This is a genomic window from Chenggangzhangella methanolivorans, from assembly GCF_019797865.1.
GTDB classification, from domain to species: Bacteria; Pseudomonadota; Alphaproteobacteria; order Rhizobiales; family Methylopilaceae; genus Methylopila; species Methylopila methanolivorans.
Genome location: NZ_CP081869.1, coordinates 83,708 through 109,148, shown reverse-complemented (window position 1 = coordinate 109,148; position 25,441 = coordinate 83,708). Strand labels below are relative to the sequence as shown.

The 25,441-nt window shown below is 68.4% G+C and carries 21 protein-coding genes and 5 pseudogenes; 10 read left to right on the top strand and 16 right to left on the bottom strand.

The genetic code is table 11. The annotated features are described in order from the left end of the window. Nucleotides 1–163: 163 nt before the first annotated feature. Nucleotides 164–613: a hypothetical protein gene (locus K6K41_RS00525; protein ID WP_261403500.1), complete on the bottom strand. Its 450-nt coding sequence runs from the start codon at nt 611–613 to the stop codon at nt 164–166. Nucleotides 614–649: 36 nt separating this feature from the next. Between K6K41_RS00525 and K6K41_RS00520 the strand changes: the two genes are divergently transcribed. Next, nucleotides 650–1,366 (top strand): response regulator, encoded by a 717-nt coding sequence (locus K6K41_RS00520; RefSeq protein ID WP_261403499.1) that lies wholly within the window; start codon nt 650–652, stop codon nt 1,364–1,366. Beyond that, complete coding sequence (locus K6K41_RS00515; RefSeq protein ID WP_261405869.1) at nt 1,366–2,868, top strand: ATP-binding protein; 1,503 nt, start codon at nt 1,366–1,368, stop codon at nt 2,866–2,868. Before K6K41_RS00520 ends, K6K41_RS00515 begins: the two co-directional genes overlap by 1 nt. A gap of 28 nt (nt 2,869–2,896) precedes the next feature. Here the strand turns inward: K6K41_RS00515 and cynS are convergent, their stop codons facing one another. The 4 genes from cynS to K6K41_RS00495 all read right to left on the bottom strand — a co-directional run bounded on the left by cynS (nt 2,897) and on the right by K6K41_RS00495 (nt 6,647). Beyond that, on the bottom strand, nt 2,897–3,346 hold the full coding sequence (cynS, locus tag K6K41_RS00510) for a cyanase (RefSeq protein WP_261403498.1): 450 nt from the start codon (nt 3,344–3,346) through the stop codon (nt 2,897–2,899). Nucleotides 3,347–3,395: 49 nt separating this feature from the next. After that, nucleotides 3,396–4,298, bottom strand: coding sequence for an ABC transporter ATP-binding protein (locus K6K41_RS00505; protein ID WP_261403497.1), 903 nt, complete (start codon nt 4,296–4,298; stop codon nt 3,396–3,398). Nucleotides 4,299–4,442: 144 nt separating this feature from the next. After that, nucleotides 4,443–5,288, bottom strand: coding sequence for a nitrate ABC transporter permease (gene ntrB, locus K6K41_RS00500; protein ID WP_261403496.1), 846 nt, complete (start codon nt 5,286–5,288; stop codon nt 4,443–4,445). Nucleotides 5,289–5,291: 3 nt separating this feature from the next. Beyond that, on the bottom strand, nt 5,292–6,647 hold the full coding sequence (locus K6K41_RS00495; RefSeq protein ID WP_261403495.1) for a CmpA/NrtA family ABC transporter substrate-binding protein: 1,356 nt from the start codon (nt 6,645–6,647) through the stop codon (nt 5,292–5,294). Between the two features lie 163 nt (nt 6,648–6,810). Between K6K41_RS00495 and K6K41_RS00490 the strand changes: the two genes are divergently transcribed. Then, a complete protein-coding gene (locus tag K6K41_RS00490) occupies nt 6,811–8,865 on the top strand; it encodes a sigma 54-interacting transcriptional regulator (RefSeq protein ID WP_261403494.1) in 2,055 nt (684 codons plus the stop codon). Nucleotides 8,866–9,101: 236 nt separating this feature from the next. Here the strand turns inward: K6K41_RS00490 and K6K41_RS00485 are convergent. From K6K41_RS00485 to uraH, 9 genes and pseudogenes are all read right to left on the bottom strand, one after another. Further along, nucleotides 9,102–9,875: pseudogene (locus K6K41_RS00485) on the bottom strand (urate hydroxylase PuuD); the annotation flags it as partial. 268 nt (nt 9,876–10,143) lie between these two features. Further along, a complete protein-coding gene (locus tag K6K41_RS00480; protein ID WP_261405902.1) occupies nt 10,144–10,365 on the bottom strand; it encodes a hypothetical protein in 222 nt (73 codons plus the stop codon). A gap of 121 nt (nt 10,366–10,486) precedes the next feature. After that, a pseudogene (locus tag K6K41_RS00475) lies at nt 10,487–10,774 on the bottom strand (amidohydrolase family protein); the annotation flags it as partial. A gap of 11 nt (nt 10,775–10,785) precedes the next feature. Next, nucleotides 10,786–11,475 (bottom strand): amidohydrolase family protein, encoded by a 690-nt coding sequence (locus K6K41_RS00470; protein ID WP_261403493.1) that lies wholly within the window; start codon nt 11,473–11,475, stop codon nt 10,786–10,788. A gap of 135 nt (nt 11,476–11,610) precedes the next feature. Further along, a complete protein-coding gene (locus K6K41_RS00465) occupies nt 11,611–12,621 on the bottom strand; it encodes a BMP family ABC transporter substrate-binding protein (protein WP_261405868.1) in 1,011 nt (336 codons plus the stop codon). A gap of 115 nt (nt 12,622–12,736) precedes the next feature. After that, entirely contained in the window at nt 12,737–13,657 is a 921-nt protein-coding gene (locus K6K41_RS00460; RefSeq protein WP_261403492.1) for an ABC transporter permease, read from the bottom strand. Between the two features lie 15 nt (nt 13,658–13,672). After that, on the bottom strand, nt 13,673–14,788 hold the full coding sequence (locus tag K6K41_RS00455) for an ABC transporter permease (RefSeq protein WP_261403491.1): 1,116 nt from the start codon (nt 14,786–14,788) through the stop codon (nt 13,673–13,675). Further along, nucleotides 14,781–16,343, bottom strand: coding sequence for an ABC transporter ATP-binding protein (locus K6K41_RS00450; RefSeq protein WP_261403490.1), 1,563 nt, complete (start codon nt 16,341–16,343; stop codon nt 14,781–14,783). The genes K6K41_RS00455 and K6K41_RS00450 overlap by 8 nt, the downstream gene beginning before the upstream one ends. Before the next feature lie 63 nt (nt 16,344–16,406). Then, nucleotides 16,407–16,760 (bottom strand): hydroxyisourate hydrolase, encoded by a 354-nt coding sequence (gene uraH / locus K6K41_RS00445; protein ID WP_261403489.1) that lies wholly within the window; start codon nt 16,758–16,760, stop codon nt 16,407–16,409. Between the two features lie 299 nt (nt 16,761–17,059). On the opposite strand from uraH, the pseudogene K6K41_RS00440 reads away from it, so the two are divergent. The 4 genes and pseudogenes from K6K41_RS00440 to K6K41_RS00425 all read left to right on the top strand — a co-directional run. Continuing rightward, nucleotides 17,060–17,335 (top strand): annotated as a pseudogene (locus K6K41_RS00440) (2-oxo-4-hydroxy-4-carboxy-5-ureidoimidazoline decarboxylase); the annotation flags it as partial. Between the two features lie 115 nt (nt 17,336–17,450). Next, a complete protein-coding gene (locus K6K41_RS30055) occupies nt 17,451–17,585 on the top strand; it encodes a 2-oxo-4-hydroxy-4-carboxy-5-ureidoimidazoline decarboxylase (RefSeq protein WP_428978557.1) in 135 nt (44 codons plus the stop codon). Nucleotides 17,586–17,836: 251 nt separating this feature from the next. Then, entirely contained in the window at nt 17,837–18,652 is an 816-nt protein-coding gene (locus K6K41_RS00430; RefSeq protein ID WP_261403488.1) for an FAD binding domain-containing protein, read from the top strand. Further along, nucleotides 18,649–21,327, top strand: a pseudogene (locus K6K41_RS00425) (molybdopterin-dependent oxidoreductase). The gene K6K41_RS00430 and the pseudogene K6K41_RS00425 overlap by 4 nt, the downstream one beginning before the upstream one ends. A gap of 3 nt (nt 21,328–21,330) precedes the next feature. Here the strand turns inward: K6K41_RS00425 and K6K41_RS00420 are convergent. Further along, nucleotides 21,331–21,555, bottom strand: a complete 225-nt coding sequence (locus tag K6K41_RS00420; protein ID WP_261403487.1) for a hypothetical protein — start codon at nt 21,553–21,555, stop codon at nt 21,331–21,333. Nucleotides 21,556–21,754: 199 nt separating this feature from the next. Further along, nucleotides 21,755–22,444 carry a GntR family transcriptional regulator gene (locus tag K6K41_RS00415; protein WP_261403486.1) on the bottom strand — a complete coding sequence of 230 codons (690 nt, stop codon included), beginning with the start codon at nt 22,442–22,444 and terminating at the stop codon, nt 21,755–21,757. Between the two features lie 150 nt (nt 22,445–22,594). Between K6K41_RS00415 and K6K41_RS00410 the strand changes: the two are divergent. From K6K41_RS00410 to K6K41_RS00400, 3 genes and pseudogenes are all read left to right on the top strand, one after another. Next, nucleotides 22,595–23,612: pseudogene (locus K6K41_RS00410) on the top strand (formamidase). A gap of 20 nt (nt 23,613–23,632) precedes the next feature. Beyond that, nucleotides 23,633–23,914 carry a hypothetical protein gene (locus K6K41_RS00405; RefSeq protein WP_261403485.1) on the top strand — a complete coding sequence of 94 codons (282 nt, stop codon included), beginning with the start codon at nt 23,633–23,635 and terminating at the stop codon, nt 23,912–23,914. A 399-nt stretch (nt 23,915–24,313) separates the two neighbouring features. After that, nucleotides 24,314–25,438: a BMP family ABC transporter substrate-binding protein gene (locus tag K6K41_RS00400; protein WP_261403484.1), complete on the top strand. Its 1,125-nt coding sequence runs from the start codon at nt 24,314–24,316 to the stop codon at nt 25,436–25,438. Nucleotides 25,439–25,441 lie beyond the last annotated feature (3 nt).

The window sequence follows — 25,441 nt, the reverse complement described above, 5'->3', positions numbered from 1 at the left end:
CGGCCGCCGGCGCGGGAACGCAGGGGGGGGGGAGTGTCGGCGGCCGTCCGCGGCGCCTTGGGGGAAAGGCGCCCGCCGGGCGCGGCGGGGTTCGGAGGGGGGAGCCGCGCCCGGGCGTTCGAGGCCGCGCCTTTCAGGGCGCGGACAGAAAGGTCGTGAGGGCTCAGCCCTCGTTGTCGTTGCCGGTCCAGCCGCGGAACACGGCGCCGGTGCCGGTCGGCGAGGGCGGAGTGGCGAGGCCGCGGATCTCGCGCTCGAGCATCACCGGCGTCATGTTCTGCTGCAGGCGCGGGTCGCGCTCGCCCTGGGCGGTCGGCGCCTGCATCCCGCCGGCGCGCTCGCTGGCGGTGCTGGCGGCGTGGGCGGCGGAGGCGGAGATGACGAGAGCGGCGGCGGCGGTCAGAATCGTCTTCATCGAACTGGTCTCCATCTTTCGGTCTGCGGCGGAGGCCGCGAAGTCGAGACGCGGAAGCGCCCCGTCGATGAAGAGAGGTTTAAGCGCCGCCTGTCGCAGAGATCTGTCGGCGAACAGGTCGAACGGTCGCGATTTGTATCGGCCGCAGTCGTCGCGACATTCTGATACACTTTTTCCCGGCGTCGCTTCGGCGATCACGCTATGGTGCTCTTGGCACACATCTTGAGCATCGCAATGGAACCGCAGCCCCACATCGCCGTGGTCGACGACCACAGGGACATCCGAGATCTCGTTTCGAAGTATCTCGCCCAGCACGGCTACCGCGTGAGCCAGGCCGAGAGCGCGCCCGCGTTCCGCCGGCTCGCCGAGAAGACGGCGGTCGATCTCGTGGTGCTCGACGTCATGATGCCGGGCGAGGACGGGCTGTCGCTGTGCCGGGAGCTGCGGGCCGCGACCGACATCCCGGTCATCATGCTGACCGCGATGGCCGAGGACACCGACCGCATCGTCGGACTCGAGATCGGCGCCGACGACTATCTGACGAAGCCGTTTAACCCGCGAGAGCTTCTCGCGCGCATCAAGGCGGTGCTGCGCCGCGTCCAGTCGCTTCCGCCCCAGCGCGGCGCCCCCAAGGCCAAGGAGATCCGCTTCGACCGCTGGCTGCTCAATGTCGGCCGGCGCGAACTGGTCGACGACGGCGGCGTGGCGGTGCCGCTCTCGACCGCGGAGTTTCGGCTGCTGTCGGCCTTTCTCGATCACGCCGGCTTGGTGCTCAGCCGTGACCAGCTGCTCGACCTCACGGTCGGACGCGCCGCCGATCCCTTCGACCGCTCGATCGACAATCAGGTGAGCCGTCTGCGCAAGAAAATCGAGGCCGATCCCAAGACGCCGACGCTCATCAAGACGCATTGGGGCGGCGGCTACAGCTTCTCGGCGGAGATGACGACGTGATCCGCCAGTTCTGGTCGAGAAGCCTGACCGTCCAGTTCATCGTGCTGATGCTGCTTGCGCTCGCCGCCTCTCAGGGCGTCGGCGCGGTGGTCGCGTGGTACGAGCGCTCCGACCTCCTGCAGAAGCAGATCAAGTCGGAGTTCGTCAGCCGGGCGGCCTCGGTGGCGCAGCTCCTCGAGGCGACGCCCAAGGAGCTGCAGGACGACATTCTGGCTGCGACCGCGACCAACTATTCGCGCTTCTGGGTCTCGCCCGCTCCGCCGACCGAGGTCGCGGACTGGCGCGGCGAGGCGTTCCGGCAGCTCACCTTGCCGCTGCCGAGCTACATCAATCTCGGCAGCCCCGAGAAGCTCAGGACGGCGCCGCCCAACGAGGCGCTGCTCGCCGCCGCCAAGGCCTCCACCAGCGCGCAATGGAGCGAGCTGTCGTCGAGCGCCTGGCCGCTCGACCGGACGGCGAAGTTCGTGCGGCTCGACGACGCCTTCGGCATGGGGCTCGCGGTGCGGCTCACCAACGGCTCGTGGCTCAACACCGCCTTCGCCAAGCCCGCCGCCAACGCGTTCTGGACGCAGCAGGCCGCGGCCTCGATCGGTTTCGCAGCGCTCCTCCTCTGCGCCATCGCCGTGGTGCTGGTGCGCGGCATCACCCGCCCGATGCGGCGCATGGCGGACGCGGCGGAAGCGCTCGGCCGCGGCGAGCGCGTCGAACTCGCCGAGACCGGCCCGGACGACATCCGCCAGACGGCGGAAGCCTTCAACCGCATGCAGGACCGCCTGCAGCGCTTCGTCGAGGACCGCACCCGCATGCTCGCGGCGATCGGCCATGACCTGAGGACGCCCATCACCTCGCTTCGGCTGCGCGCCGAATTCGTCTCCGACGAGGAGACGCGCGAAAAAATGCTGGCGACGCTCGATGAACTGCGCGGGATGACCGAGGCGAGCCTCGCCTTCGCGCGCGAGGAGGCGGTCGAGGAGGAGACCCGCGCGGTCGACCTGACGGCGCTCGTCGAAAGCCTCTGCGACGACCTGCGGGAGCTCGGGCAGGAAGTCGTTTTCCTGGAGGGCGCGCGCATTCGCACCCGCTGCCGGCCGGACTCGTTGCGCCGGGCGGTCCGCAACCTCGTCGAGAACGCCTCGCGCTACGCCGGCGGAGCGCGCGTCAGCGTGTTCGAGACCGCGCAGGCGATCGCAATCGACGTCGAGGATGACGGGCCCGGCGTGCCCAAAGACGCGCTGGAGCAGGTGTTCGCGCCGTTCTACCGGCTGGAGGTCTCGCGCAACCGCGAGACCGGGGGCGTCGGGCTCGGCCTCGCCATCGCCCGCTCTATCGCGCGCCGGCATGGCGGCGACGTCGTGCTGGAGAACCTCGACAAGGGCCTGCGCGCGCGCATCACGCTTCCGCAGGCGAGGGTGGCGGGCGAAAGCGAACAGACGTCCGCGCCCCGCCAGCGCCGGGCCGCGCTCCCGGCCCCCGTGACCTCGCCCGCGGCGCCTGCGCGCTGAGGGGCGAGGCCCGGACGGCCGCAGCGGCTCAGTAGCGCTTGTAGCTCAGGAACTTGCCCGACATCTGGAGTTTCACCCGGTCGCCCTTCTGATCGGGCTGGCGCTCCATCGTCATGTCGAAGTCGATCGCCGACATGATGCCGTCGCCGAACTCCTCGTTGATGAGCTCCTTCCAGGTCGTGCCGTAGACCATGACGAGCTCGTAGAACCGGTAGATCACCGGGTCGGTCGGCGGGATCTCGGTGAGCGAGCCGCGATAGGGGATCTCGGTCAGCAGGATCTCGGCCTCCTTCGGCAGGTCGAGCAGCGCGGCGGCCTTGGCGGCCTCGCTCGGCTCGAGCCGCATCTGGCCGAGCAGCGCGGCGGTGATCACGATCGGCGAGGTCGAGACCGAGACCTTCTCGTGGATCTCCTTCCAGGTCAGGCCCTTCATTCTCTTCTGCGACAGGACGAGTTCGGTGACTTCGGCGCGGATCATGGCGCGGCTCTCCTTGGGTGAGGCAGGTTGAGGTCGGGGTAGTGAAAAGTCAGGCCGACGCGGCGCGGGCCGGGGCGATCTCGGGCGGCGCGGCGGCGGCCGTCTCGCCCGGCCGCACCAGCGGCGGGCGGCGCGGGTCGTAGCTCTTCCCGGCGATCTCCGACGCGAAAGTCTTCGAGCGCGTCACGAGGAAGTCGAGCAGGTGGTTGCGCAGCGCGTAGTAGCTGTCGTGCTTGTGGATGTCGGTGCGCCGCCGGTCTTTCGGCAGCGTGTTCTCGACGATCTCGGCAATCTTGGCGCCCGGACCGTTGGTCATCAGCACGATCTTGTCGGCGAGCAGCATGGCCTCGTCGACGTCGTGGGTGATCATGAACACGGTCTGCTCGGTCTCGGTGCAGATGCGGCGCACCTCGTCCTGAAGGGACCCGCGCGTCAGCGCGTCGAGCGCCGAGAACGGCTCGTCCATCAGCAGCATCTTGGGCTCGATCGCGAGCGCCCGGGCGATGCCGACCCGCTGCTTCATGCCGCCCGACAGCTCCGCCGGCTTCTTGTGCTCGGAGCCGGTGAGATGGACGACGTCGATGTATTTCTGGCAGTGCGCCCGGACCTTGTCCTTCGGCCAGTCGGGATGACGCGACGTCACCGCGAAGGCGATGTTGCCCATCACCGACATCCAGGGCAGCAGCGAATGCCCCTGGAAGATCACCGCGCGGTCGAGGCTCGGACCCGAGATCTCGCGGCCGTCCACGATCACGACCCCGGCCGAGGGCTGGTCGAGGCCTGCGAGCACGTTGAGGATCGTGGTCTTGCCGCAGCCCGAATGGCCGATGAGGCAGACGAACTCGCCCTTGGCGATCGGCAGCCAGACGTTCTCGAAGACCGTGGTCTCGGTCCCGCCGGGCGCCGGATAGCGGCGCGCCAGCGCCTCGATGGAGATGAGGGGCTTGGTCATGGGCGAACGCCTGAAGGTTCGTCATGCCCCGGCTTGTCCGGGGCATCCACCGCGCCGACGCGCGGCGCTTCGTGGGTTGGCGTGGATCCCCCGGACAAGCCGGGGGATGACGAGGCGGTGTGGTTTCAGACGACGCCATCACCGTCACTCCCGGTAGGCCACGAGGCGGGCGGCGCGGGCGAGGGCGACGTCGAGGATCATGCCCACGAGGCCGATCAGCAGGATCGCGGTCAGGATGTTGCCGATGGAGAGGTTGTTCCACTCGTTCCAGACGAAGTAGCCGATGCCGGTGCCGCCCACGAGCATCTCGGCCGCCACGATCACGAGCCAGGCGATGCCGATCGAGATGCGCATGCCGGTCATGATGGTGGGGGCCGCCGCCGGCAGGATCACCATGAAGGCCTTGCGCAGCGGTCCGACCTCGAGCGTCGCGGCGACGTTGAGCCACTCTTTCCTGACGCTCGCGACCCCGAAGGCCGTGTTGATCAGCATCGGCCACAGCGAGCAGATGAAGATCACGAAGATGGCCGAGATCCCTGAGTCCTTGATCGTGTAGAGCGCGAGCGGCATCCAGGCCAAAGGCGAGATGGGTTTGAGGATCTGGATGAAGGGATCGAGCGCCCGGTAGGTGAGCGGCGACATGCCGATCAGGAAGCCGAGCGGGATCGCGACCAGCGCCGCGAGGCCGTAGCCGACCAGCACGCGCCCGAGCGAATAGGCGAGCTGGATCCCGACGCCTTGGTCGTTCGCGCCGCGGACGTAGAACGGGTCCTTGATGTGTTTCCAGAGCGTCGCGCCGACATCGGCAGGGGTTGGGAACGCGCTCTTCTGTCCCTCCGCGGCCGCGCCCGAGACGAGGGCTGCGTATTCCGGATCGACGTTTCCGGCCGCGCCTGCGGTCGGAAGGGTCGCGACGTGCCAGATCCCGATCAGCGCCGCGAGGATCGCGATCGAGAGCAGGCCGGCGCGAAGAGACAGCGAGGCGCGCATCGCTCAGGTCCGCTTGATCGCGAAGGACTCGACGTACTCCGCCGGCTTGGCCGGATCGAACGGCTTGCCCATCACCGAGAACGTCTTGGTGGTGGCGGTCGGCGCGGTGAGCCCGGCCTCGGCCATGAGCTTGGTCGCGTCGGTCGCGAGGAACACGTCCTTGGCCACCTTCTGGTAGTCGACGTCGCCCTTGATCTGCCCCCAACGCTTCATCTGGGTGAGGATCCAGACCGCGAAGCTCTCATAGGGGAAGGGGTCAAACGCGATGCGGTTCGGGTCCTTCATCACCTTGCCGAGCCCGTCCGCGAAGGTGCCGGTCAGCACCTGTTCGACGACCGTCTGCGGCTGGTTGAGGTAGTTGGTGGGTGCGATCGCCTCGGCGATCTGCTTGCGGTTCTCGGGCTTCTGCGCGAACGCCGTCGCCTCGATGATCGCCTTCAGCAGCGCCTGATAGGTGCCCGGCATCTCGGTCACGAACTGCTTGGAGGCCGAGAACGCGCAGCAGGGGTGGCCGTCCCAGATCTCCTTTGAGAGCAGATGGATGAAGCCGACGCCGTCATAGACGGCGCGCTGGTTCACAGGGTCGGGCGCGAGAAAACCGTCGATGTTGTCGGCGCGCAGGTTCGCGACCATCTCGGGCGGCGGCACGGCGCGGATCTGCACGTCGCGGTCCGGGTCGATCCCGGCCTCGGCGAGGTAGTAGCGCAGCAGGTAGTTGTGCATCGAATAGTCGAAGGGCACGGCGAACTTCATGCCCTTCCAGTCCTTCGGGTCGCGCTTGTCCTTGTGCTTGACCGCGAGGGTGATGGCCTGGCCGTTGATGTTCTCGACCGCCGGCATCGTCCACGGGATCGGGTTCGAGCCCACCCCCATCGAGATCGCGAGCGGCATCGGCGAGAGCATGTGGGCGGCGTCGTATTCCTTGTTGATCGCCTTGTCGCGGATCACCGCCCAGCCGGCGGTCTTCACCACTTCGACGTTCAGCCCCTGCTTTTCATAGAAGCCCATCGGCTTGGCCATGATGATCGGGGTCGCGCAGGTGATGGGGATGAAGCCGACCTTGAGGTCCTTCTTCTCGACCGGCAGCCCTTGGGCGAAGACCTCGGTCGCGGTCGCAAGCGGGAACAGCGCGTTGACGGCGGCGATCGCCGTCCCGGCGCCGACGGCGGCCAGGAAGGCGCGGCGGGTGGCGTCCTGCGGGAACAGCGCCCGCATCACCGCGCTCTCGACGACGCGCTTCGAGCGGTCGTCGGCGCTTGCGGGGTCGGCCGCGTGCTCGGCCTGACTGGCGTGGCGGCCGCAGGAGCAACCGGGGGTCAGGCGGTGGCGGGCGTCGAAGGGGTCTTTGAAAGCGGTCATCGGCGCGAGGCTCCGGTGGCGAGGCGTCACTTCCATTGCGAAGCGCGTGCCAAACTCCGGACGCCGCGCAATCCTCTCGCGTTCTTGACGCAAACGCGCTGGCGGTCGGTTACGAAAAATCGTAATTTACGAAATATCGTCTCTTGCTTACGAGATTTCGTTGTTGGCGCAGCTTTCGTTCGATCTCGGCCGGAACCCCGTCGCGGCCTTCGAGGCGCTCGCCGAGGCGGCGCTCGTGGTCGATCCGTTCGCCGACCGGGTGCTCGCCGCCAACGACGCCGCGCGCCGCCTACTGGCGGGCGGCGAGGGCGCAGACGTGGTCGGCCGCTCCTTCGCAGAGCTGCATCCGGGCCAGCGTCCGGCGCTCGTGGTGTTCACGGACGCGGTGCTGACGCTCGGCCGGCACTGGACGCGCTCGCTCTCGCCCGCGCCCTTCGAAGGAGGGGCGGCGCGCTACGAATATTCCGGCGTGCGGCTCGAGGGCCCGCGCGGGCCGATCGTCGTCACGATCGCCGATCTCGACGAGCGCCGGCGCCGCGACGCGGACGCCGAGGCCGAGCTCTACATGCGCGACGGCATCGCCGAATGGCGCAAGGTCGAGCGCTTCTTCCAGGAGGTGGAGCGCGAGAACCAGCTCATCCTGAAGGCGGCGGGCGAGGGGGTCTACGGCGTCAACGCCGAGGGGACCACCACCTTCCTCAACCCCGCGGCCGAACGCATGCTGGGCTGGAACGCCGAGGAGCTCGTGGGCAAGAACATGCACGCGACGGTGCATCACCATCACCCCGACGGCAGCCACTACCACAACCACGACTGCCCGATTTACGGCGCGTTCCGCGACGGCGCGGTGCACACCGTCACCGACGAGGTGTTCTGGAAGAAGGACGGCTCGCCGCTCTGGGTCGAATACACCTCGACCCCGATCAAGGACCGCGGCGTTGTGGTGGGCGCCGTCGTGGTGTTCCGCGACATCGGCCAGCGCCGCGAGGCCGACGAGAAGCTGAAAGCCGCTCTCGCCGAAGTCGACGCGCTGCGCGAAAAACTCGAGCTCGAAAACGCCTATCTGCAGGAGGAGATCCGGCTGGAGGGCCGCCATCGCGGCATCGTCGGCGCGAGCGCTGCGATCCAGACCACGCTTCGGCAAGTGGAGCTCGTCGCTCCGACCGACGCGAGCGTCCTCGTCACGGGCGAGAGCGGGACCGGCAAGGAGCTGATCGCCCGCGCGATCCACGAGGCGAGCGAGCGGCGCGAACGCCCGATGATCCGAGTCAACTGCGCTGCGATTCCGCGCGAGCTGTTCGAGAGCGAGTTCTTCGGCCACGCCCGCGGCGCCTTCACGGGCGCGCTGAGGGACCGCGTCGGGCGCTTCGAGCTCGCCGACGGCGGGACGCTGTTCCTCGACGAAGTCGGCGAGATCCCGCTCGAGCAGCAGGGCAAGCTGCTGCGCGTGCTCCAGGAAGGCCAGATCGAGCGCGTCGGCGAGGAGAAGACGCGGCGGGTCGACGTCCGCGTCATCGCCGCCACCAACCGCGACCTCGAGGCGGAGGTGAAGCGCGGCGCGTTTCGGCGTGATCTGTTCTTCCGCCTCAACGTGTTTCCGATCCACGCCGCGCCGCTGCGCGAGCGGCCGGAGGACATCCCGCTGCTCGCGCTCCACATGCTGGGCCGGCCCGGGCGCGCGCCGGCCGGCCGGGCTCCGAGCCTCACCGAGCGCGACGTCCGCCGCCTCGTCGCCTATGACTGGCCGGGCAACGTTCGCGAGCTCGAGAACGTCATCGAGCGCGCGCTCATCACCGCGCGCGACGGGCGGCTGGCGATCGATCTTCCGGGCGGCGAGGCGGCGGCGGTCCGCGCCGAGCCGCGGCCGGCCGGCAAGGCCCCTGCGATCGTTTCGGAGGACGACCGCCGCGCCCGCGACCGCGCCGCGCTCGTCTTTGCGCTGGAGGCGGCCGGCGGCCGGGTGTCCGGTTCCGGCGGCGCGGCGGAGCTGCTTGGCGTGAGGCCGACGACGCTCGCCTCGCGCCTCAAGGCCGCGGGCCTCGACGCGCGATCGTTCCGGCGGGGGCCAAGACCTAGCCGTCCCGCTCACTCGACCGCGACCCAATCCTTCAGGATGCGCCGTTCCTCGTCGGTGATCTCCGTGACGTTGCCGGGCGGCATGGAATGGGTCAGCACCGCCGTGACCCGGATCGCGCCGGCATGGGCCCGGATGTCCTGAAGCGTCTCGAGCTTCACCCCCTTCGGCGCGACGCCGACGCCGGGCCAGAGCGGCCTTTCGGCGTGGCACATGCTGCAGCGGGTCTGCACCACGAGCTGGGCGTTTTCGAACAGCTCGCTCTGGGCGCCTTGCGGTTCGACGACCGCGCGCCGGGCGGGCGCGGGGCCGGCCGCCGACAGAGCCGCGATCGCCGCCCCGCAGGCGGCCGTGATCCCCCAGGTCCACCAGGGCGAGGGCTTTCCGCGATGCATCGTGTTGAAGAAATGCCGGATCGACACGCCCATGACGATGACGAGCGCGAGGATGATCCACGAATACCGCGTCGCGAATGCGAGCGGATAGTGGTTGCCGATCATCACGAACACGACCGGCAGCGTCAGGTAGTTGTTGTGCAGCGAGCGCTGCTTGCCCTTCGCCCCGAGCGTCGGGTCGGGCGTCTCGCCGGCTTTCAGCGACGCCACCACCTTCCGCTGGTTGGGAATGATCACCATGAAGACGTTGGCCGCCATGATGGTGCCCATCATCGCGCCGATCTGCATGAAGGCGCCGCGGCCGGAGAACACGAAGGAGTAGATGAAGGCGAAAGCCACGATCATCGCGAAGGCCGAGAGCGCGAGCTTCAGGTCGCTCCTGGCGAGGTCGCTCTCGCAGAACTCGTTGTAGAGGAACCAGCCGAGAAAGATGCCGCCGAGGCTGTAGGCGACCGCCGAGATCGGATGGATGTCCATCACGGCGGGGTCGATCATGTAGAGCCGCGCGCCGAGATAGTAGACGATGACCAGAAGCGCGAAGCCCGACAGCCAGGTGGCGTAGGCCTCCCATTTGAACCAGGTGACGTGCTCGGGCAGCTGCGGCGGGGCGACCAGATACTTGACCATGTGGTAGAAGCCGCCGCCGTGGACCTGCCACTCGTCGCCATAGGCTTTCTCGGGCAGGCTGGGCCTCTGTTTCAGGCTGAGGTCGAGGTGGACGAAGTAGAACGACGAGCCGATCCACGCGATGCCGGCCATCACGTGCGTCCACCGCACGAAGAAGCTCACCCACTCCCAGATGATCGCGTCCAAGGCTCAGGCTCCCGAGAGTGGGCTTTGGCGTGGGAGAAACGACAGGCGCGACGCCTCCGGCCCCCTCCCCCTTGCGGGGAGGGTGAGGGTGGGGGTGGCGCCGGATAAGGCGCCGCGAGCGGTCATAGAGCGTTGGCGCCGTCGCGCTCCGTCCTGAACCACCCCCACCCCCGACCCCTCCCCGCAAGGGGGAGGGGAGAAGAGCGTCTCGCGATCAGCGATCCGCATTGGACTGATCCCGGTCGTGGAGCTTTTTGCCCGCCACGTATGTCGCGCGGATCGCGCGGTCGTCGGCCAGGATCATCTGGACGAACAGCGCCTCGAACAGGCTGTCGACCTCGCGCATCCGGCGGCGGATCAGCGGCGTCGAGTTCAGGTCGATGACCATCACGTCGGCCTCGTGGCCGGCCGCGAGATTGCCGACCTTGCCCTCCATGCGGACGCCGCCGCGCTGCCCATGGTGGCGAGCCAGAACGCCTTGACCGGTGCAGCGAGTAGCCGCGCAGCTGCGCGATCTCGTAGGCGGCCTTCATCGTGTCGAACATCGACATGGACGAGCCGCCGCCGATGTCGGTCGCAAGCCCCACCCGGACGGGCGAGTCGCAGTCGCGCAGGCCCTTCATGTCGAACAGCCCCGAGCCGATGAAGGCGTTCGAGGTCGGGCAGTGGGAGATGGCCGAGCCGGTCTCGCGCAGCCGCGCGATCTCGCGTTCGGTCAGGTGGATGCAGTGGCCGAAATTCGCGCCCTCGCCGATGAGCCCATAGGCCTCGTAGGCCCCGAGATAGTCCGGCGCGTCCGGATAGAGCTCTGCGACCCAGGCGATCTCGGCGAGGTTTTCAGACATGTGGGTCTGCATCAGCGTGGTAGGATGCTCGCGCAGAGCGCGCCCATGGCCTCCATCTGCTCGAACGTCGAGGTGACGGCGAAGCGGGGCGTCACTGCGTAGACGATGCGTCCACGGCCGTGCCATTTCTCGATCAGCGCCTTGGATTGGTCGTAGCCCGACCGGGCCGTGTCCCGCAGCGCCTCGGGGCAGTTGCGGTCCATCATGTTCTTGCCCGACACGATGCGCATGCCGCGTTCGAGCGCGCCCTCGAACAGCGCCTCGACCGACGCCGGATAGGTGGCCGAGAAAACGCTCGCCGTGGTGACGCCGTTGGCGAGGCAGCCGTCGAGATAGGTCTCGGCCCCGGCGCGGGCGTATTGCGGGTCGGAATATTTGATCTCGGTCGGGAAGGTGTATTTCTCGAGCCATTCGAGCAGCTGCTCGCCATAGGAGCCGATGATCTCGAGCTGCGGATAATGCGCGTGGCTGTCGACGAAGCCCGCCATGATCAGCGCGTCGGGGCCGTAAGAGTCGACCTCGACGCCCGGATGGCGGGCGAGCACGTTGGAAGCCTGTCCGACCTCCAGGATTCTGCCGTCCGCGATCACGACCGCGCCGTCGTCGCAGGTCTCGACGGCCGCATCCGGACCGACCCGGAACGGATCGTCCCGGAAGGCGAGCGTGCGTCCGCGCAGGGCGAAGGTGTGGGGTGTCGTCATCGTATGACGTTCGGCTCCGCCATTTCCGTCATCCCCCGGCTTGTCGGGGGGATCCAGGCCCATTGCCGGGCGCGGCGCTGCGGAGGTCTGGATGCCCCGGATGAACCGGGGCATGACGAGCCGCAGCGGTTCAGTTCACTTCGGCAGAGATCCCTCGACGCCCTGGACGAAGAAGTTCATCGACAAGAGGTCCTTGTCGGCCGCCTTCTCGCCCTCCTTCAGCCAAGGGCTGCCGTCCTGCTTGTTGATCGGGCCGGTGAAGGGGTGGAGCTCGCCCGAGATGATTTTCTCCTTGGTCGCGTCCGCGAGCGTCTTCACGTCGTCGGGGACCGCCGGGCCGTAGGGCGCGAGCTCGACCATCTTCTGCTTCAGGCCGTCCCAGGTGTCCTTGGTGGCCCAGCTTCCGTCCATCACCGCCTTCACGCGGTCGACGTAGTAGTAGTTCCAGTCGTCGAGGATCGAGGTGAGCTGCGCCTTCGGGCCGAAGATCGCCATGTCGGAGGCCTGACCGAAGGCGTAGATGCCGCGCTCCTCGGCGAGTTTCATGGCGGCGGGCGAATCCGTGTGCTGCATCAGCACGTCCGCTCCCTGGTCGACGAGCGCCTTGGCGGCGTCCGACTCCTTTCCGGGATCGAACCAGCTCGAGACCCAGATGGTCTTGATCTTGATGTCCGGGTTGACGGTCTTGGCGCCGAGATAGGCCGAGTTGATGCCCATCACGACTTCCGGGATCGGGAACGAGGCGATGTAGCCGATCGTCCCGGTCTTCGACATCTTGGCCGCGATGATGCCGGCGATGTAGCGGCCCTCGTAGAAGCGGGCGTTGTAGATCGAGACGTTCTTGGCCGTCTTGAAGCCGGTGGCGTGCTCGAACTTCACCTTGGGGAAGCGGTTCGCGACCTTAATGGTCGGGTTCATGAAGCCGAACGAGGTGGTGAAGATGAGGTCGTTTCCGCCCTGCGCCAGCTGCGTGATGACGCGCTCGGCGTCGGGCCCTTCGGAGACGTTCTCGACATAGGTGACCTTCACCTTGTCGCCGAACTCCTTCTCGACCGCCTTGCGGCCGACGTCGTGCTGGTAGGACCAGCCGTGGTCGCCGATCGGGCCGACATAGACGAAGGCGACCTTGAGCGGCTCGGCGGCCATGGCGGCCGTGGCCGCGACCGCCGCGGCGGCGACGAGGCCGGCCGAGGCCAGCAGGCGGAACGCGCGTTTCATTGCCAGGACTCCTTCGAAAGGCGCCGGGCCAACGGGACGACCGTCAGCTCGTCGCGTAAAACACCTTGCCAAGGCAGGACGGGGCGTTGAGCTTCATCTTCACGCGGTCGCGCGAGATCACGACCAGCACGAGGATGGTCGCGAGGTAGGGCATCATCGACAGGATCTGGGCGTCGACCTGAAGGCCGAGCGCCTGGCTGTGAAGCTGCATGATGGTGATGCCGCCGAACAGGTACGCGCCGCCGAGCACGCGGAGCGGCCGCCACGAGGCGAACACCACGAGCGCAAGCGCGATCCAGCCGCGCCCGGCCGACATCTTCTCGACCCAGAGCGGGGTCTGGACGAGCGAGAGATACGCCCCGCCGAGCCCCGCGCAGGCGCCGCCGAACATGACCGCCAGATAGCGGATGCGGATCACCGGATAGCCGATGCCGTGCGCGGCCTCGTGGTTCTCGCCGACCGCGCGCAGGATGAGGCCGGGCCGGGTCCTGGCGAGGAACCAGGCGACGCCCGCCACCAGCGCGAGCGAGAGATAGACGAGCGCGTCCTGCCCGAAAATCAGCGGGCCGAGGAAAGGGATGTCGGTGAGCAGCGGAATGTCGACGCGCGGGAATTGCGGCAGCGAGATGCCCGAATAGGACTGGCCGATCAGCGCCGAGAGGCCGAGGCCGAAGAGGGTCAGCGCAAGTCCGCAGGCGACCTGGTTGGACATCAGCGTCAGCGTCAGCACGCCGAACAGCCCGCCCATCGCAGCGCCGGCGAGCGCGCCGATCAGGATGCCGGCCACGTAGGAGCCGGTTCCCACCGTCCCCGCGAAGGCCGCGATTGCGCCCATGATCATCATGCCCTCGACGCCGAGATTGAGGACGCCGGACTTCTCCGTCACGAGCTCGCCGATCGCCGCGAAGACCAGAGGAGTCGCGGCCACCGTGACGCCGAGCAGGATGTTGAGCAGGAGATCCATCGGGTCCGTCTCTCCTTACTCGGCGGGTTTGGGGGTCAGCGGCGCAGGCGCGGGCTTCGCGGGCGCGGCCAGCCGCTCGCCGGCGCGCACCACCCGGAAATTCACCAGCACGTCGGTGGCGAGCAGGAAGAACAGCAGCAGGCCCTGGAACACGCTGGTGGTGGCCGACGGCAGGCTCATCTCGATCTGGGCGGTCTCGCCGCCGATATAGGTGAGCGCCATCAAGAGCCCCGCGAACACGATGCCGACCGGGTGGAGGCGTCCGAGGAAGGCCACGATGATCGCCGTGAAGCCGTAGCCGACGGGCAGCGACGGCACGAGCTGGCCGACCGGCCCCGCCGCCTCGAACAGACCCGCGACGCCTGCGAGCGCGCCGGAGATCATGAAGCAGGTCCAGACGATGGTCTTCTCGGAATAGCCGGCGAAGCGGGCGGCCCGGGGCGCCTGGCCCAGCACCTTCACCTGAAAGCCGAGGATCATCCGCTCGAGATAGACGTAAGCGGCGGCGGCGGCCGCGAGCGCGACCAGGAAGCCGATGTGGGCGCGGGTGTCCGTGATCAGGTTGGGGACATGGGCGTCCTCCTGGAACAGGCGGCTTTCCGGGAAGTTGAAGCCCTCCGGATCGCGCAGCGGCCCATGAACGAGAAGGCTCAGCAGCAGCGTGGCGACATAGACCAGCATCAGCGAGACGAGGATTTCGCTGGCGTTGAACTTCGTGCGCAGGAAGGCCGGGATCGCGGCCCACGCCATGCCGCCGAGCGCGCCGGCGATCGCCATCATGGGCAGGAGCAGCGGGCCCCCGTCCGGGTAGGCCGCAAGCGCGACGCTGCCGCCCGTGATCGCCCCAATGGTGAACTGTCCCTCCGCGCCGATGTTCCAGACGCCGGCGCGGAAGCCGATCGAGAGGCCGACGGCGATCAGGATCAGCGGCGTCGCCTTCACCAGCATTTCGGCGAGGCTGTTGAAGTCGGTGAGAGGCTTCAGGAAGATCAGGTACATCGCATGCAGCGGCGCCTTGCCGAGCAGCGTGAACAGGACGAAGCCGGCGAGGATCGTCAGCGCGACGGCCAGGAACGGCGTCGCATAGAGCATCGCGCGGTTCGGCTCCTTCCGCGGGACGAGCTTAAACATGGGCGGGCTCCGCCGCGGCGGCGTCCGCGGCTCGTGTCGCCTCGACCTCCTTGGCCCGGCCGCCCATCGCGACGCCGAGCTTCTCGACGGTGAGCTCCTCGGTCGGTTGGCTCGGAAACAAGTAGCCGCCCGCGATCACCGAGATCCGCGTCGAGATCGTGAACAGCTCGTCGAGGTCCTGGCTGATGATGACGACGGCGGCGCCGGCGCCCGCGAGATCGAGCAGGATCTTGTGGATCGCGGCCGCCGCGCCCGCGTCGACGCCCCATGTCGGCTGGGAGGCGACCAGCACCTTCGGGGCCTGCATGATCTCGCGGCCCATGATGAACTTCTGCAGGTTGCCGCCCGAGAGCGAGCGCGCCGCGGACTTCACGCTCGCGGTCTTGACCTTGAGGTCGGCGACCACCTGGCTCGCGAAGCGGTTGGCGTTGCCGGGGCTGATCAGCCCGCCGCGCGCGAGATCGTTGGTCTTGCCGGCCGAGAGCAGCGTGTTCTCCCAGAGCGCCATGCCGGGCACCGCCGCATGGCCGAGCCGCTCCTCGGGCGCGAAGCACATGCCGGCCGCGCGCCGCTCGCGGGGGCCCGCAAGGCCGATGTCGGCGCCGTCGAGCTGGATCTGGCGGGCGAAACGGCATGGCCGTTCGCCGATGAGCGCCTCCATCAGTTCGGTCTGGCCGTTGCCAGCGACGCCCGCGACGCCGAGGATCTCGCCGGCGCGCACGACCATCGAGACGTTCTCGAGGTCGACGCCGAACTGCTCCTCGCTGTCGAGCGACAGGTCCTGAACCTTGAGGCGGATCTCGCCGGGTTCGGGCAGCTCGCGCACCGGCTTGTTGAGCGTCGCGCCGATCATCATCTCGGCGAGCGACTTCGCGGTCTCCTGTCGCGGGTCGCAGGAGCCGACCAGCTTGCCGCCGCGCAGCACGGTGGCCTTCGAGCAGAGCGCGCGGATCTCGTCGAGCTTGTGGGAGATGTACAGGATCGAGCAGCCTTCGGCCGCCAGCCGCCGCAGCGTCTGAAACAGGACCGAGACCTCCTGAGGCGTCAGCACCGAGGTCGGCTCGTCCATGATGAGCAGCTTCGGCTCCGACAGCAGGCAGCGCACGATCTCGATTCGCTGGCGCTCGCCGACCGAAAGCGTGCCGACGAGCTGGGATGGGGCAACTTTCAGGCCATAGGCCGTCGAGACCTCGACGATGCGCTTGCGGAGGTCGCCGTTCTTCGCCTCGGCGGCGGACAGGCCCAGCGAGATGTTCTCGTAGACGGTGAGCGCCTCGAACAGGCAGAAGTGCTGGAACACCATGCCGACGCCCTTGGCCCGGGCCTCCGACGGCTTTGACGGCGAGAACGGCTCGCCCATCAGCGTCATCTCGCCGGAATCGGGCTTCTGGATGCCGTAGATCATCTTCACGAGCGTCGACTTGCCCGCGCCGTTCTCGCCGAGCAGCGCGTGGATCTCGCCCCGGCCGACCGTGAACGAGACGTTCTCGTTGGCGATGACGCCGGGGAACGTCTTGGTGACGTTCTCGAGCTTCAGGATCGGTGACTCAGACATCGGGCCGCCTCTCGCGTGAGCTTCGGGAGGCAAGAACTTTGCCGGGCGCCGATCCTGTCCCCATCAGCTGCCCCGATAGGTCGAATAGCCGTGCGTCTGCAGCAGCAGCGGCACGTGGAAGTGTTCGTCCGGCGAGGCGACGCCGAAGCGCAGGGTGACGACGTCGAGGAACGCCGGATCGGGCAGCGTGCGGCCGGCGCGCTTCAGATAGGGCCCGACATGGAAGCGGAGTTCGTAGACGCCGGCCGAGAACGCCTCGCCCTCGATCACGGCCGCGTCGGTGCGGCCGTCATGGTTGGTCGTCACCTCGCCGAGCTTCTCGGCGGCTTCGCCCGTGATCCGGTAGAGCTCGACCGCGATGCCGGCGCCGGGGCGGCCGAGTTCGGTGTCGAGAACATGCGTGGTCAAGCGTCCCAAACGCGTCCGCCCTGTCGCTGTGGCCTCGTCGGCCGATCGAAACGACCTCGGGCGGCGCCGGCGAAACTCAACCTCGCGCCGCGACGGCGCGGTATGGGCGCACCCGGACGGAAGGTTGGCGGGAGCCGGAGCCTCGTCGATCCTTCCGCCGGGCGCGTGTCCAGAAGCTGCCACCAAAGGTCGAAACTGCGCAATCTGCACGCAGGAACAAAATTGTGGCGCCGCCTTGCTTTTGGCGCCGTTCAAATCGGCGCCGACGCTGCTGGCCCCGCAGTCCGGAGGCGGTCTAGAAATCGGTGATGGACGTCTCGCCCAAGCGGCCCTCGGGCCTTTCCCCCGAAAACTTCGTCGCTCTCTACGGCGGGGTCTACGAACACTCGCCGTGGGTCGCCGAAGCCGTGGCCGCCAAGGGTCTGACGGAGGCCGACGACGAACCCGAGGCGCTGTCGGCGCGGATGTCCGCGATCGTCGAGGCGGCGGGGCGGGAGCGGCAATTCGCGCTGCTCCGCCTGCATCCCGAGCTCGTCGGCAGGCTCAAGGTCGGCGAGACGCTCACCGCCGAATCGACGCGCGAGCAGGCCTCCGCGCGGCTCGACGAGTGCTCTCCCCAGGAGTTTCGAACGCTTCCAGACGCTGAACGAAGCCTACAATGCGCGGTTCGGCTTTCCCTTCATCGTCGCGGTCACCGGAATGACGCGCGCCGACATCCTCGCCGCATTCGAATCGCGTGTGGAGAACACGCCCGAGGACGAATTCCGGACCGCGCTCGACAACGTCCACCGCATCGCCCGCATCCGGCTCGACGCGCTGGCGCGGCAGGCGTGACGTCGCTCGACGACGGAACGGCGTGCTTCGAGACGCCGTGAAGAGCAGGCGTCTCAGCATGAGATGCCCTCTGGGTACGCCGGAGCTCAGACCCCCCTCATGCTGAGGAGCGGCCGTCAGGCCGCGTCTCGAAGCACGCAGTTCCTTCCCGCAGGCCGCCTGTGTCGCCGAGCCGGCGCTGGCACGCCGCTTGCCACTTTGCGCTTTAGCAGGCGCGCCATGATGATGGCCGTCCCGTCCGGAGCGTCGCGTTGGACATCAACACCATCGAGGAGATCGTCGCCCGGCCCGACCGCGGATCGCAGTCCGGCTGGCGCCCGGGCGACGCGTGGCTCGGCGGCGGCACGTGGATCTATTCGGAGCCGCAGCCGGACCTTCGCCGCCTGATCGACCTCGACGGCTTCGGATGGCAGGCGATGACGATCTCAACTGACGCGCTCGTCGTCTCCGCCACCGCCAAGATCCGCGAGCTCCACGATTTCGAGCCGCCGTCGGACTGGCGTTCGGGCGGACTCATCGTGCAGTGCTGCGAGGCGCTGCTCGGCTCCTTCAAGATCTGGAACATGGCGACCGTCGGCGGGAACATGTGCCTCGCGCTTCCCGCCGGGCCGATGACGTCGCTCGCGGTGGGCCTCGATGCGACCTGCGTGATCTGGACCGCGGACGGCGGCGAGCGGCGCATGGAGGCCGCGGACTTTGTCACCGGCGACCGCAAGACCGCGCTCAAGTCCGGCGAGCTTCTCCGCGCGATCGCGTTCCCGATCGAGAACTTTCGGGCGCGCTCCGCCTTCCGCCAGACCTCGCTGACGCCGCGGGGGCGCTCGGCCGCGCTGCTGATCGGTCTGTTGCATGACGACGGCCGCTTCGCGCTCACCATCACGGCGTCAACCAAGCGCCCGGTGCGGCTGGACTTTGCTCACATTCCAGAGGCCGGCGAGCTGGTCGAGGCGATCGCGGAGGCGGTCCCGAACGCGCTGCTCCATGACGACGTCCACGGCCGGCCGGACTGGCGGCGGATATTGACCTTCATGCTCGCGGAAGAGATCCGCGCAGACCTTCTCGCGTGAGCGTGACGGTCAACGGATCGCCGTTCGACGCCGAGCCGCGGCCGGGCCAGTGCCTGCGCACGTTCCTGCGCGAACTCGGCTGGTTCGGCGTCAAGAAAGGCTGCGACGCCGGCGACTGCGGGGCCTGCACGGTCCATGTCGACGGGCGGCCCGTGCACAGCTGCATCTTTCCCGCATTCCGCGCCGAGGGGCGCGAGGTCACGACGGTCGAGGGCCTCGCCGGGCCGGACGGGACGCTCTCGCCGGTCCAGCAAAAGTTCCTGGAAGCGCAAGGGTTTCAGTGCGGCTTTTGCACCGCCGGCATGATCTCGACCGTCTCCTGCCTCACCCCGCGCCAGCTCGACGATCTCCCGGGCGCGCTGAAGGGAAACCTCTGCCGCTGCACCGGCTACAGGGCGATCGAGGACGCGGTGCGGGGCGTGGTCCACGCCGAAGGCGCGGCGGATGGCGAGGCGGCGGGCCGCGCGGTGGCGGCGCCTGCGAGCCGGCGGATCGTTACGGGGGCGGAGCGCTACACGTTCGACCTCGCCATGGAGGGCGCGCTTCACATGAAGCTCCTCCGATCGCCCTTGCCGCATGCGCGCGTCGCGTCGATCGACGCTTCGGAAACGCTTGCGATTCCAGGGGTTCGGCTCGTTCTCACCCACATGGACGCGCCGAAGACGCTGACCTCCACCGGTCTTCACGAGCTTGATTCCGACGACCCGCCCGACACCCGCCTGCTCGACGACGTCGTGCGCCATATCGGCCAGCGCGTGGCCGCCGTCGTGGCCGACACCGAGGCCGTGGCGGAGGCCGGCGTCGGGGCGTTGAAGGTCGACTACGCGCCGCTGCCGGCCGTGTTCGAGCCCGCCGCCGCCATGGCCCCGGATGCGCCGCTGCTGCACGAGCGCGAACCGAAGAGCAACGTCCTCGCCGAGGTGCGCGGCCGCATCGGCGAGGCTGACGAAGGTTTCGCGCAGGCCGACGCGGTCTATGAGGGCACGTTCGACTCCCATCGCGTCCAGCACGCCCATCTCGAGACCCACGGCTCGCTCGCCTGGATCGACGATGAGGGGCGGCTTGTCGTCCGCACCTCGAGCCAAGTGCCGTTCCTCGTCCGCCGGCGGCTCGCTTTCGTGCTGGATCTGCCGGTCGAGAAGGTCCGCGTGATCTGCGCCCGCGTCGGCGGCGGGTTCGGCGGCAAGCAGGAGATGCTGACCGAGGACATCGTCTCGCTCGCGACGCTGAAGCTTGGGCGGCCCGTGAAGCTGGAGTTCACGCGTGAGGAGCAGTTCATCGGCGCGACCACCCGCCATCCGATGCGCGTGCGCGCCAAGCTCGGCGACGGCCGACGGGTGGCTGAGCGCGATCGAGATGGAGGTGACGTCGAACACCGGCGCCTATGGCAATCACGGGCCCGGCGTCTTCTTCCACGGCTGCAACGAAAGCGTGGCGCTCTATCGCTGCGCGGCCAAGCGCATCGACGGGCGGGTCGTCTATACAAACGTCGTGCCGGCGGGCGCCTTCCGCGGCTACGGGCTGAGCCAGACCAATTTCGCGATCGAGTCGGCCATGGACGAGCTCGCGCGAAAGATCGGGATCAGCCCGTACGAGATCCGCCGCCGCAACGTCATCCGGCCGGGCGACGCGATGGTCGCGTTCGACGACCACCCGCACGACGTCGAATACGGTTCCTACGGGCTCGATCAGTGCCTCGATCTCGTCGAGGCCGCGATGGCGACCGATCGAGGCGAGGCCGTGGGGCTCGGCGTGGACTGGCTTGTCGGCGAGGGCATGGCGGCCGGCATGCTCGACACCATCCCGCCGCGCGGACACCACTCGCACGCGCAGGCGCGGCTGACGGGCGAGGGGGGATACGAACTCTCGATCGGCACCGCCGAGTTCGGCAACGGTTCGACGACCGTCCACGCGCAGCTGATGGCGTCGGCGCTCGGCGTCGCGCCGGAAGCAGTGACGATCCTGCAGTCCGACACCGACATCGCAGGCTACGACACCGGCGCGTTCGGCTCGACCGGCACCGTCGTGGCGGGCAAGGCCGTGCACAAGGCGGCCATGGACCTGAAGGCGAAGATCATCGGCTCGGCGGCCGCGAGGCTGGGCGTCGATCAGGCGACATGCGACCTCGGGCCCGACGGCGTGACGGCCGGCAACGCCAAGCTGACGTTGAAGGAGATCGCGGACGAGGGCGGGCTTTCAGGAGAGGGCGTCGCCGACGGCAGTCCGCGCTCGGTGGCCTTCAACGTTCAGGCGTTCCGCGTCGCCGTCCATCGCCGGACCGGCGCGATCAGGATCCTGCGCAGCGTCCATGCGGCGGACGCCGGCTTCGTGATCAATCCGATGCAGTGCCGGGGGCAGGTGGAGGGGGGCGTAGCGCAGGCGATCGGCGCGGCGCTCTATGAGCATGTGGACGTGTCGGAAGACGGCGAGGTGACCACCGTCACGTTCCGCAACTATCACATCCCGGCCTTCGCGGACGTGCCGCGCACCGAGGTGCTGTTCGCCGAAACCCATGACGCGCTTGGGCCGTTGGGCGCGAAATCGATGAGCGAGAGCCCGTTCAATCCGGTGGCGGCGGCGCTCTGCAACGCGGTCCGCGACGCGACCGGCGTGAGGTTTACGTCGCTCCGCTGACCGCCGACCGGATTTTCGGCCGGCTGCCAGGGAGCGTCTAAGCGTCAGCCGTTGGCGCCGCGCGCCGTCGACCGGTCCATCTTCGCGGACTGATGTTCGAGGCACTTTTGCACGAAGCTCGAGCGGGCGTAGCCGGTGACGTCGTGTCGGTCGGCGATCTCGTTGCAGGCCTCAACGTGCTTGATCTGGGCCTCGGCCGACGGCGCCGCGAAGGAAGGCGTGGAGAACGGAATGATGGCGAGCGCCAGCATCGCTGCGGTGGTGCGCATGGCGGAACTCCTCTGTTTGGTTGCGTCGCCTAACAAATGCCGCCGCGCCGGAAGAGTTCCGGGCTTTGCCGGGTCTCGATGACCAAATATTGGGCGATCGACATCTCGTTTGATCGAGACCTCGACTGCAGCGTCGGCCGCGACGTCGCGTCGATGCGGCGCGGGGGCTTTCGGGATCGGTTGGCGGCCGCGGCGCGTCTTAGGCGGTTGCTGGCCTTCGACCGCGTGAAGGCCGCGGCGAGGCGCTCGAACGAGTCCTCGACGAGGCTGACATGGCGCAGCATCGCGGCGTGGGCGGCGGCGGCGTCGGCCGCGACGATCGCCTCGACCACGGCGCCATGTTCGGCGTGGGACCCGGCAGGCGGCCCGGCGTGTGAAACTGGGCGCGCCGATAGGGCAGGAGGCGTTGACGCAGGCCCGCCGCCATCTCGGCGAGCGGTCCGTTGTGCGCGCCGGCGTAGATCATGGTGTGGAACGTCAGGTTCGCGGCCGCGAAGCCTTCCGGGTCGTTCTCGGTCACGAAGGCCGACATGGACTCGTGATGGGCCTCCAGCCGACGCCTTTCGACGGGGCTCATGCCGATGGCGGAAAGCCGCGAGCAGGTCGCCTCGAGTTCGGCCATGGCGCCGAAAAGTTCGGCGAGACGATCGGCGGTGAGGCTCGCCACTACCGCCCCGCGGCGCGGCCGAACCTCGACGAGGCCCGAGGTTGCAAGCTGCCGCAGGGCCTCGCGGACAGGCGTGCGCGACACGCCGAAGCGGTCGGCGAGCGAGTGCTCGTCCAGCCGGTCGCCGGGCTCGAACTCGCCGCTCATGATCGCGTCCGACAGGTCCCGCACGAGGCGGTCGGTGCGGGTGTGAGCGAGATCTGAGAGCTGAGCTTCGGACATCTCGCCTTCGCAAGGGCGGTGAAACGGCCGCTTCGGAATGCAGGATTTGAGTTCTGCATGCAAGGCGCCCGGTTGGCACGGCGTTCGCCTGTCGGAAGGCGCCACAACAAACGATGCGCCCGTCGCGGCGCGGAAGCGGAGGCGATCGCCATGAACGGACTGGGCGGGCTCAACAAGTCGGAAAAACGGCGTCGTGATCGGGCTGGTGCAGCTTCAGCTGCCGACCGTCGTGACGCCGGAGGATCTGGCGAGGCAGACGCAGGTCATCGTCGAGATGGTGGCCAAGGCCCGCCGGAACCTCGGCACGATGGACCTCGTGGTGTTCCCCGAATACGCGCTCCACGGCCTCTCGATGGACATCAACCCGGCGATCATGTGCCGGGTCGACGGACCCGAGGTCACGGCGTTCAAACAGGCCTGCGTCGACAACAGGATCTGGGGCTGCTTCTCCATCATGGAGCTGAACCCCGGGGGCATGCCGTACAACACCGGCCTCATCATCGACGATGAAGGCGAGATCCGGCTGAACTACCGCAAGCTCCACCCCTGGGTTCCGGTCGAGCCGTGGGAGCCGGGCGATCTCGGCGTGCCCGTCATCGAGGGGCCGCGCGGCGCGAAGATCGCGCTCATCATCTGCCATGACGGCATGTTCCCCGAGATGGCGCGCGAATGCGCCTACAAGGGCGCCGAGATCATGATCCGCACGGCCGGCTACACCGCGCCGATCCGCCAGAGCTGGCGCTTCACCAACCAGGCGAACTCCTTCCAGAACCTGATGGTGACCGCGAATGTCTGCATGTGCGGCAGCGACGGCTCGTTCGACTCGATGGGCGAGGGCATGATCGTGAACTTCGACGGCACCGTCATCGCGCATGGCGAGACCGGCCGGCCGAACGAGATCATCACCGCGGAGGTGCGCCCCGACCTCGTGCGCGAGGCGCGCGTCAACTGGGGCGTCGAGAACAACATCTACCAGCTCGGCCACCGCGCCTATACGGCGGTGAAGGGCGGCGCGCAGGACTGCCCCTACACCTTCATGCACGACATGGTGGCGGGAAAGTACCGGCTGCCCTGGGAGGACGAGGTCAAGGTGACGGACGGAACCTCCTGCGGCTTCCCGGCGCCGACTCGGCTCTATGGCGAGCGGTTCAAGGACGCGGCCGAGTGAGCGCGCGGGGAGATCTTGCGATGAAGCTGTCTCCGCGGGCCCTGATCGTCGCGGCCGCGTTCGCCGCCTCGACCGGCGCGCTCGCCGATCCGGTCAACAAGTACACGATCACGGGCCGCGCCTCGGCGGCCGCCGAGGCGCAAGGCGTTCCGCTCGACCAGACGCCGAAGCCGCCCGCCCCGGATGGGGAGGCGGCCGCGGGCGAGCCCGGCGCCGATCCGGCGGCCGCGTCGCAGGCCGGGCCGCCCAAGCCGCGCATCGAGCGCTACGGACTGTTCGGCCTCAGCTGGCGTTCGCAGTAGCCGGCGCCTGCGGGCGTCGGGCGCCCGATCGGTTCGCAGACGTTTTGACGAAGACCCGCGAAGCGCCCTCCCGCGCCGCGGGCCTCGCGCTGGCCAGCTCCTCGGATCTGAGCGGATCCCGAGCGCGCCGCGCCCTGCGGCGCCTGTCTATCGCGCGGCGCTAAAACTTTGGGCGCCCGTGACGCTCATTAATGCATGCAAAGATATGACATTGCATGCAATCTTCTCGTCACGGGCTTTCGCGGCGTTGTCTTCCTCCAGATCCCACGCGCCGCCGCATCCGGCCCCGACATTGCATGACCCTGTGAGTGCGCCGTCCCGGATGGGCCGGGACGGCGAGATGCGTCGCGCATGGCGACGCGGACGGCAGATCCGCGTCCGGCCCGAGGGGATGACACGATGACCGACCTGACGATCTCCCGCCGCTCCCTGCTGAAGACCACGGCGGCCGGCGCCGCGCTCGGCCTTGCGGGCGTCCCGGCCTTCTCGACGAGGGCTCGCGCGGCCGCCACGACCGTCGGCTTCATCTATGTCGGGCCCAAGGACGACTTCGGCTACAACCAGGCCCACGCCGAAGGCGCCAAGGCGCTCAAGGCCATGGAGGGGATCGAGCTCGTCGAGGAGGAGAACGTTCCCGAGACCGTCGACGTCCAGAAGACCATGGAGTCGATGATCAATCTCGACGGCGCGTCACTGCTGTTCCCGACGTCCTTCGGCTATTACGACCCGCACGTGCTGGCCATGGCCAAGAAGTTCCCGGACGCCCAGTTCCGCCATTGCGGCGGCCTCTGGGACAAGTCGAAGCATCCGATGAACGCCGGCTCCTATTTCGGCTACATCGCCATGGGCCAGTATCTCAACGGCGTCGTCGCCGGCCACATGTCGAAGTCGAAGAAGATCGGCTTCGTCGCGGCCAAGCCCATTCCGCAGGTGCTGAACAACGTCAACGCCTTCCTGCTTGGCGCGCGCGCCGTCGATCCGACCATCACCTGCCAGGTGATCTTCACCGGCGAGTGGTCGCTCGCGGTGAAGGAGGCCGAGGCCGTCAACGCGCTGGTCGACCAGGGCGCCGACGTCATCACCTGCCACGTCGACGGGCCGAAGGTCGTGGTGCAGACCGCCGCCAACCGCGGGGCGTTCGTGTGCGGCTACCACGCCAGCCAAGCGCCGCTCGCGCCGGAGAAGTACCTCACCGGCGCCGAGTGGAACTGGGCCACGGTCTATTCGATGTACGCCAAGCACGCGCTGGCCGGCGAACCGCTGCCGAACTTCACCCGCGGCGGCCTCTCGGACGGCTTCGTCAAGATGAGCCCGCTCGGACCCGCGGTCACGGAGCCCGCCAGAAAGCAGTTCGAGGCGACGCTCGCCGAGATCAAGAAGGGCGGCTACGCGGTCATCAAGGGCCCGCTCAAGGACAACAAGGGCAAGGAGATCGCGGGCGCGGGCAAGGCCTTCCCCGAGACGGCGATCGAGCTCGAGAGCACGAGCTTCCTCGTCGAGGGCGTGCTGGGTTCGACGTCCTGACGC

Coding starts and splice junctions, on each gene's coding strand:
- K6K41_RS00520 (WP_261403499.1), top strand. CDS start 650: ATGGAACCGCAGCCCCACATCGCCGTGGTCGACGACCACAGGGACATC.
- cynS (WP_261403498.1), bottom strand. CDS start 3,346: ATGATCCGCGCCGAAGTCACCGAACTCGTCCTGTCGCAGAAGAGAATG.
- K6K41_RS00505 (WP_261403497.1), bottom strand. CDS start 4,298: ATGACCAAGCCCCTCATCTCCATCGAGGCGCTGGCGCGCCGCTATCCG.
- ntrB (WP_261403496.1), bottom strand. CDS start 5,288: ATGCGCGCCTCGCTGTCTCTTCGCGCCGGCCTGCTCTCGATCGCGATC.
- K6K41_RS00495 (WP_261403495.1), bottom strand. CDS start 6,647: ATGACCGCTTTCAAAGACCCCTTCGACGCCCGCCACCGCCTGACCCCC.
- K6K41_RS00480 (WP_261405902.1), bottom strand. CDS start 10,365: ATGGAGGGCAAGGTCGGCAATCTCGCGGCCGGCCACGAGGCCGACGTG.
- K6K41_RS00470 (WP_261403493.1), bottom strand. CDS start 11,475: ATGACGACACCCCACACCTTCGCCCTGCGCGGACGCACGCTCGCCTTC.
- K6K41_RS00465 (WP_261405868.1), bottom strand. CDS start 12,621: ATGGCCGCCGAGCCGCTCAAGGTCGCCTTCGTCTATGTCGGCCCGATC.
- K6K41_RS00460 (WP_261403492.1), bottom strand. CDS start 13,657: ATGGATCTCCTGCTCAACATCCTGCTCGGCGTCACGGTGGCCGCGACT.
- K6K41_RS00455 (WP_261403491.1), bottom strand. CDS start 14,788: ATGTTTAAGCTCGTCCCGCGGAAGGAGCCGAACCGCGCGATGCTCTAT.
- K6K41_RS00450 (WP_261403490.1), bottom strand. CDS start 16,343: ATGTCTGAGTCACCGATCCTGAAGCTCGAGAACGTCACCAAGACGTTC.
- K6K41_RS30055 (WP_428978557.1), top strand. CDS start 17,451: ATGACGCGCGCCGACATCCTCGCCGCATTCGAATCGCGTGTGGAGAAC.
- K6K41_RS00420 (WP_261403487.1), bottom strand. CDS start 21,555: ATGCGCACCACCGCAGCGATGCTGGCGCTCGCCATCATTCCGTTCTCC.
- K6K41_RS00415 (WP_261403486.1), bottom strand. CDS start 22,444: ATGTCCGAAGCTCAGCTCTCAGATCTCGCTCACACCCGCACCGACCGC.
- K6K41_RS00405 (WP_261403485.1), top strand. CDS start 23,633: ATGAAGCTGTCTCCGCGGGCCCTGATCGTCGCGGCCGCGTTCGCCGCC.
- K6K41_RS00400 (WP_261403484.1), top strand. CDS start 24,314: ATGACCGACCTGACGATCTCCCGCCGCTCCCTGCTGAAGACCACGGCG.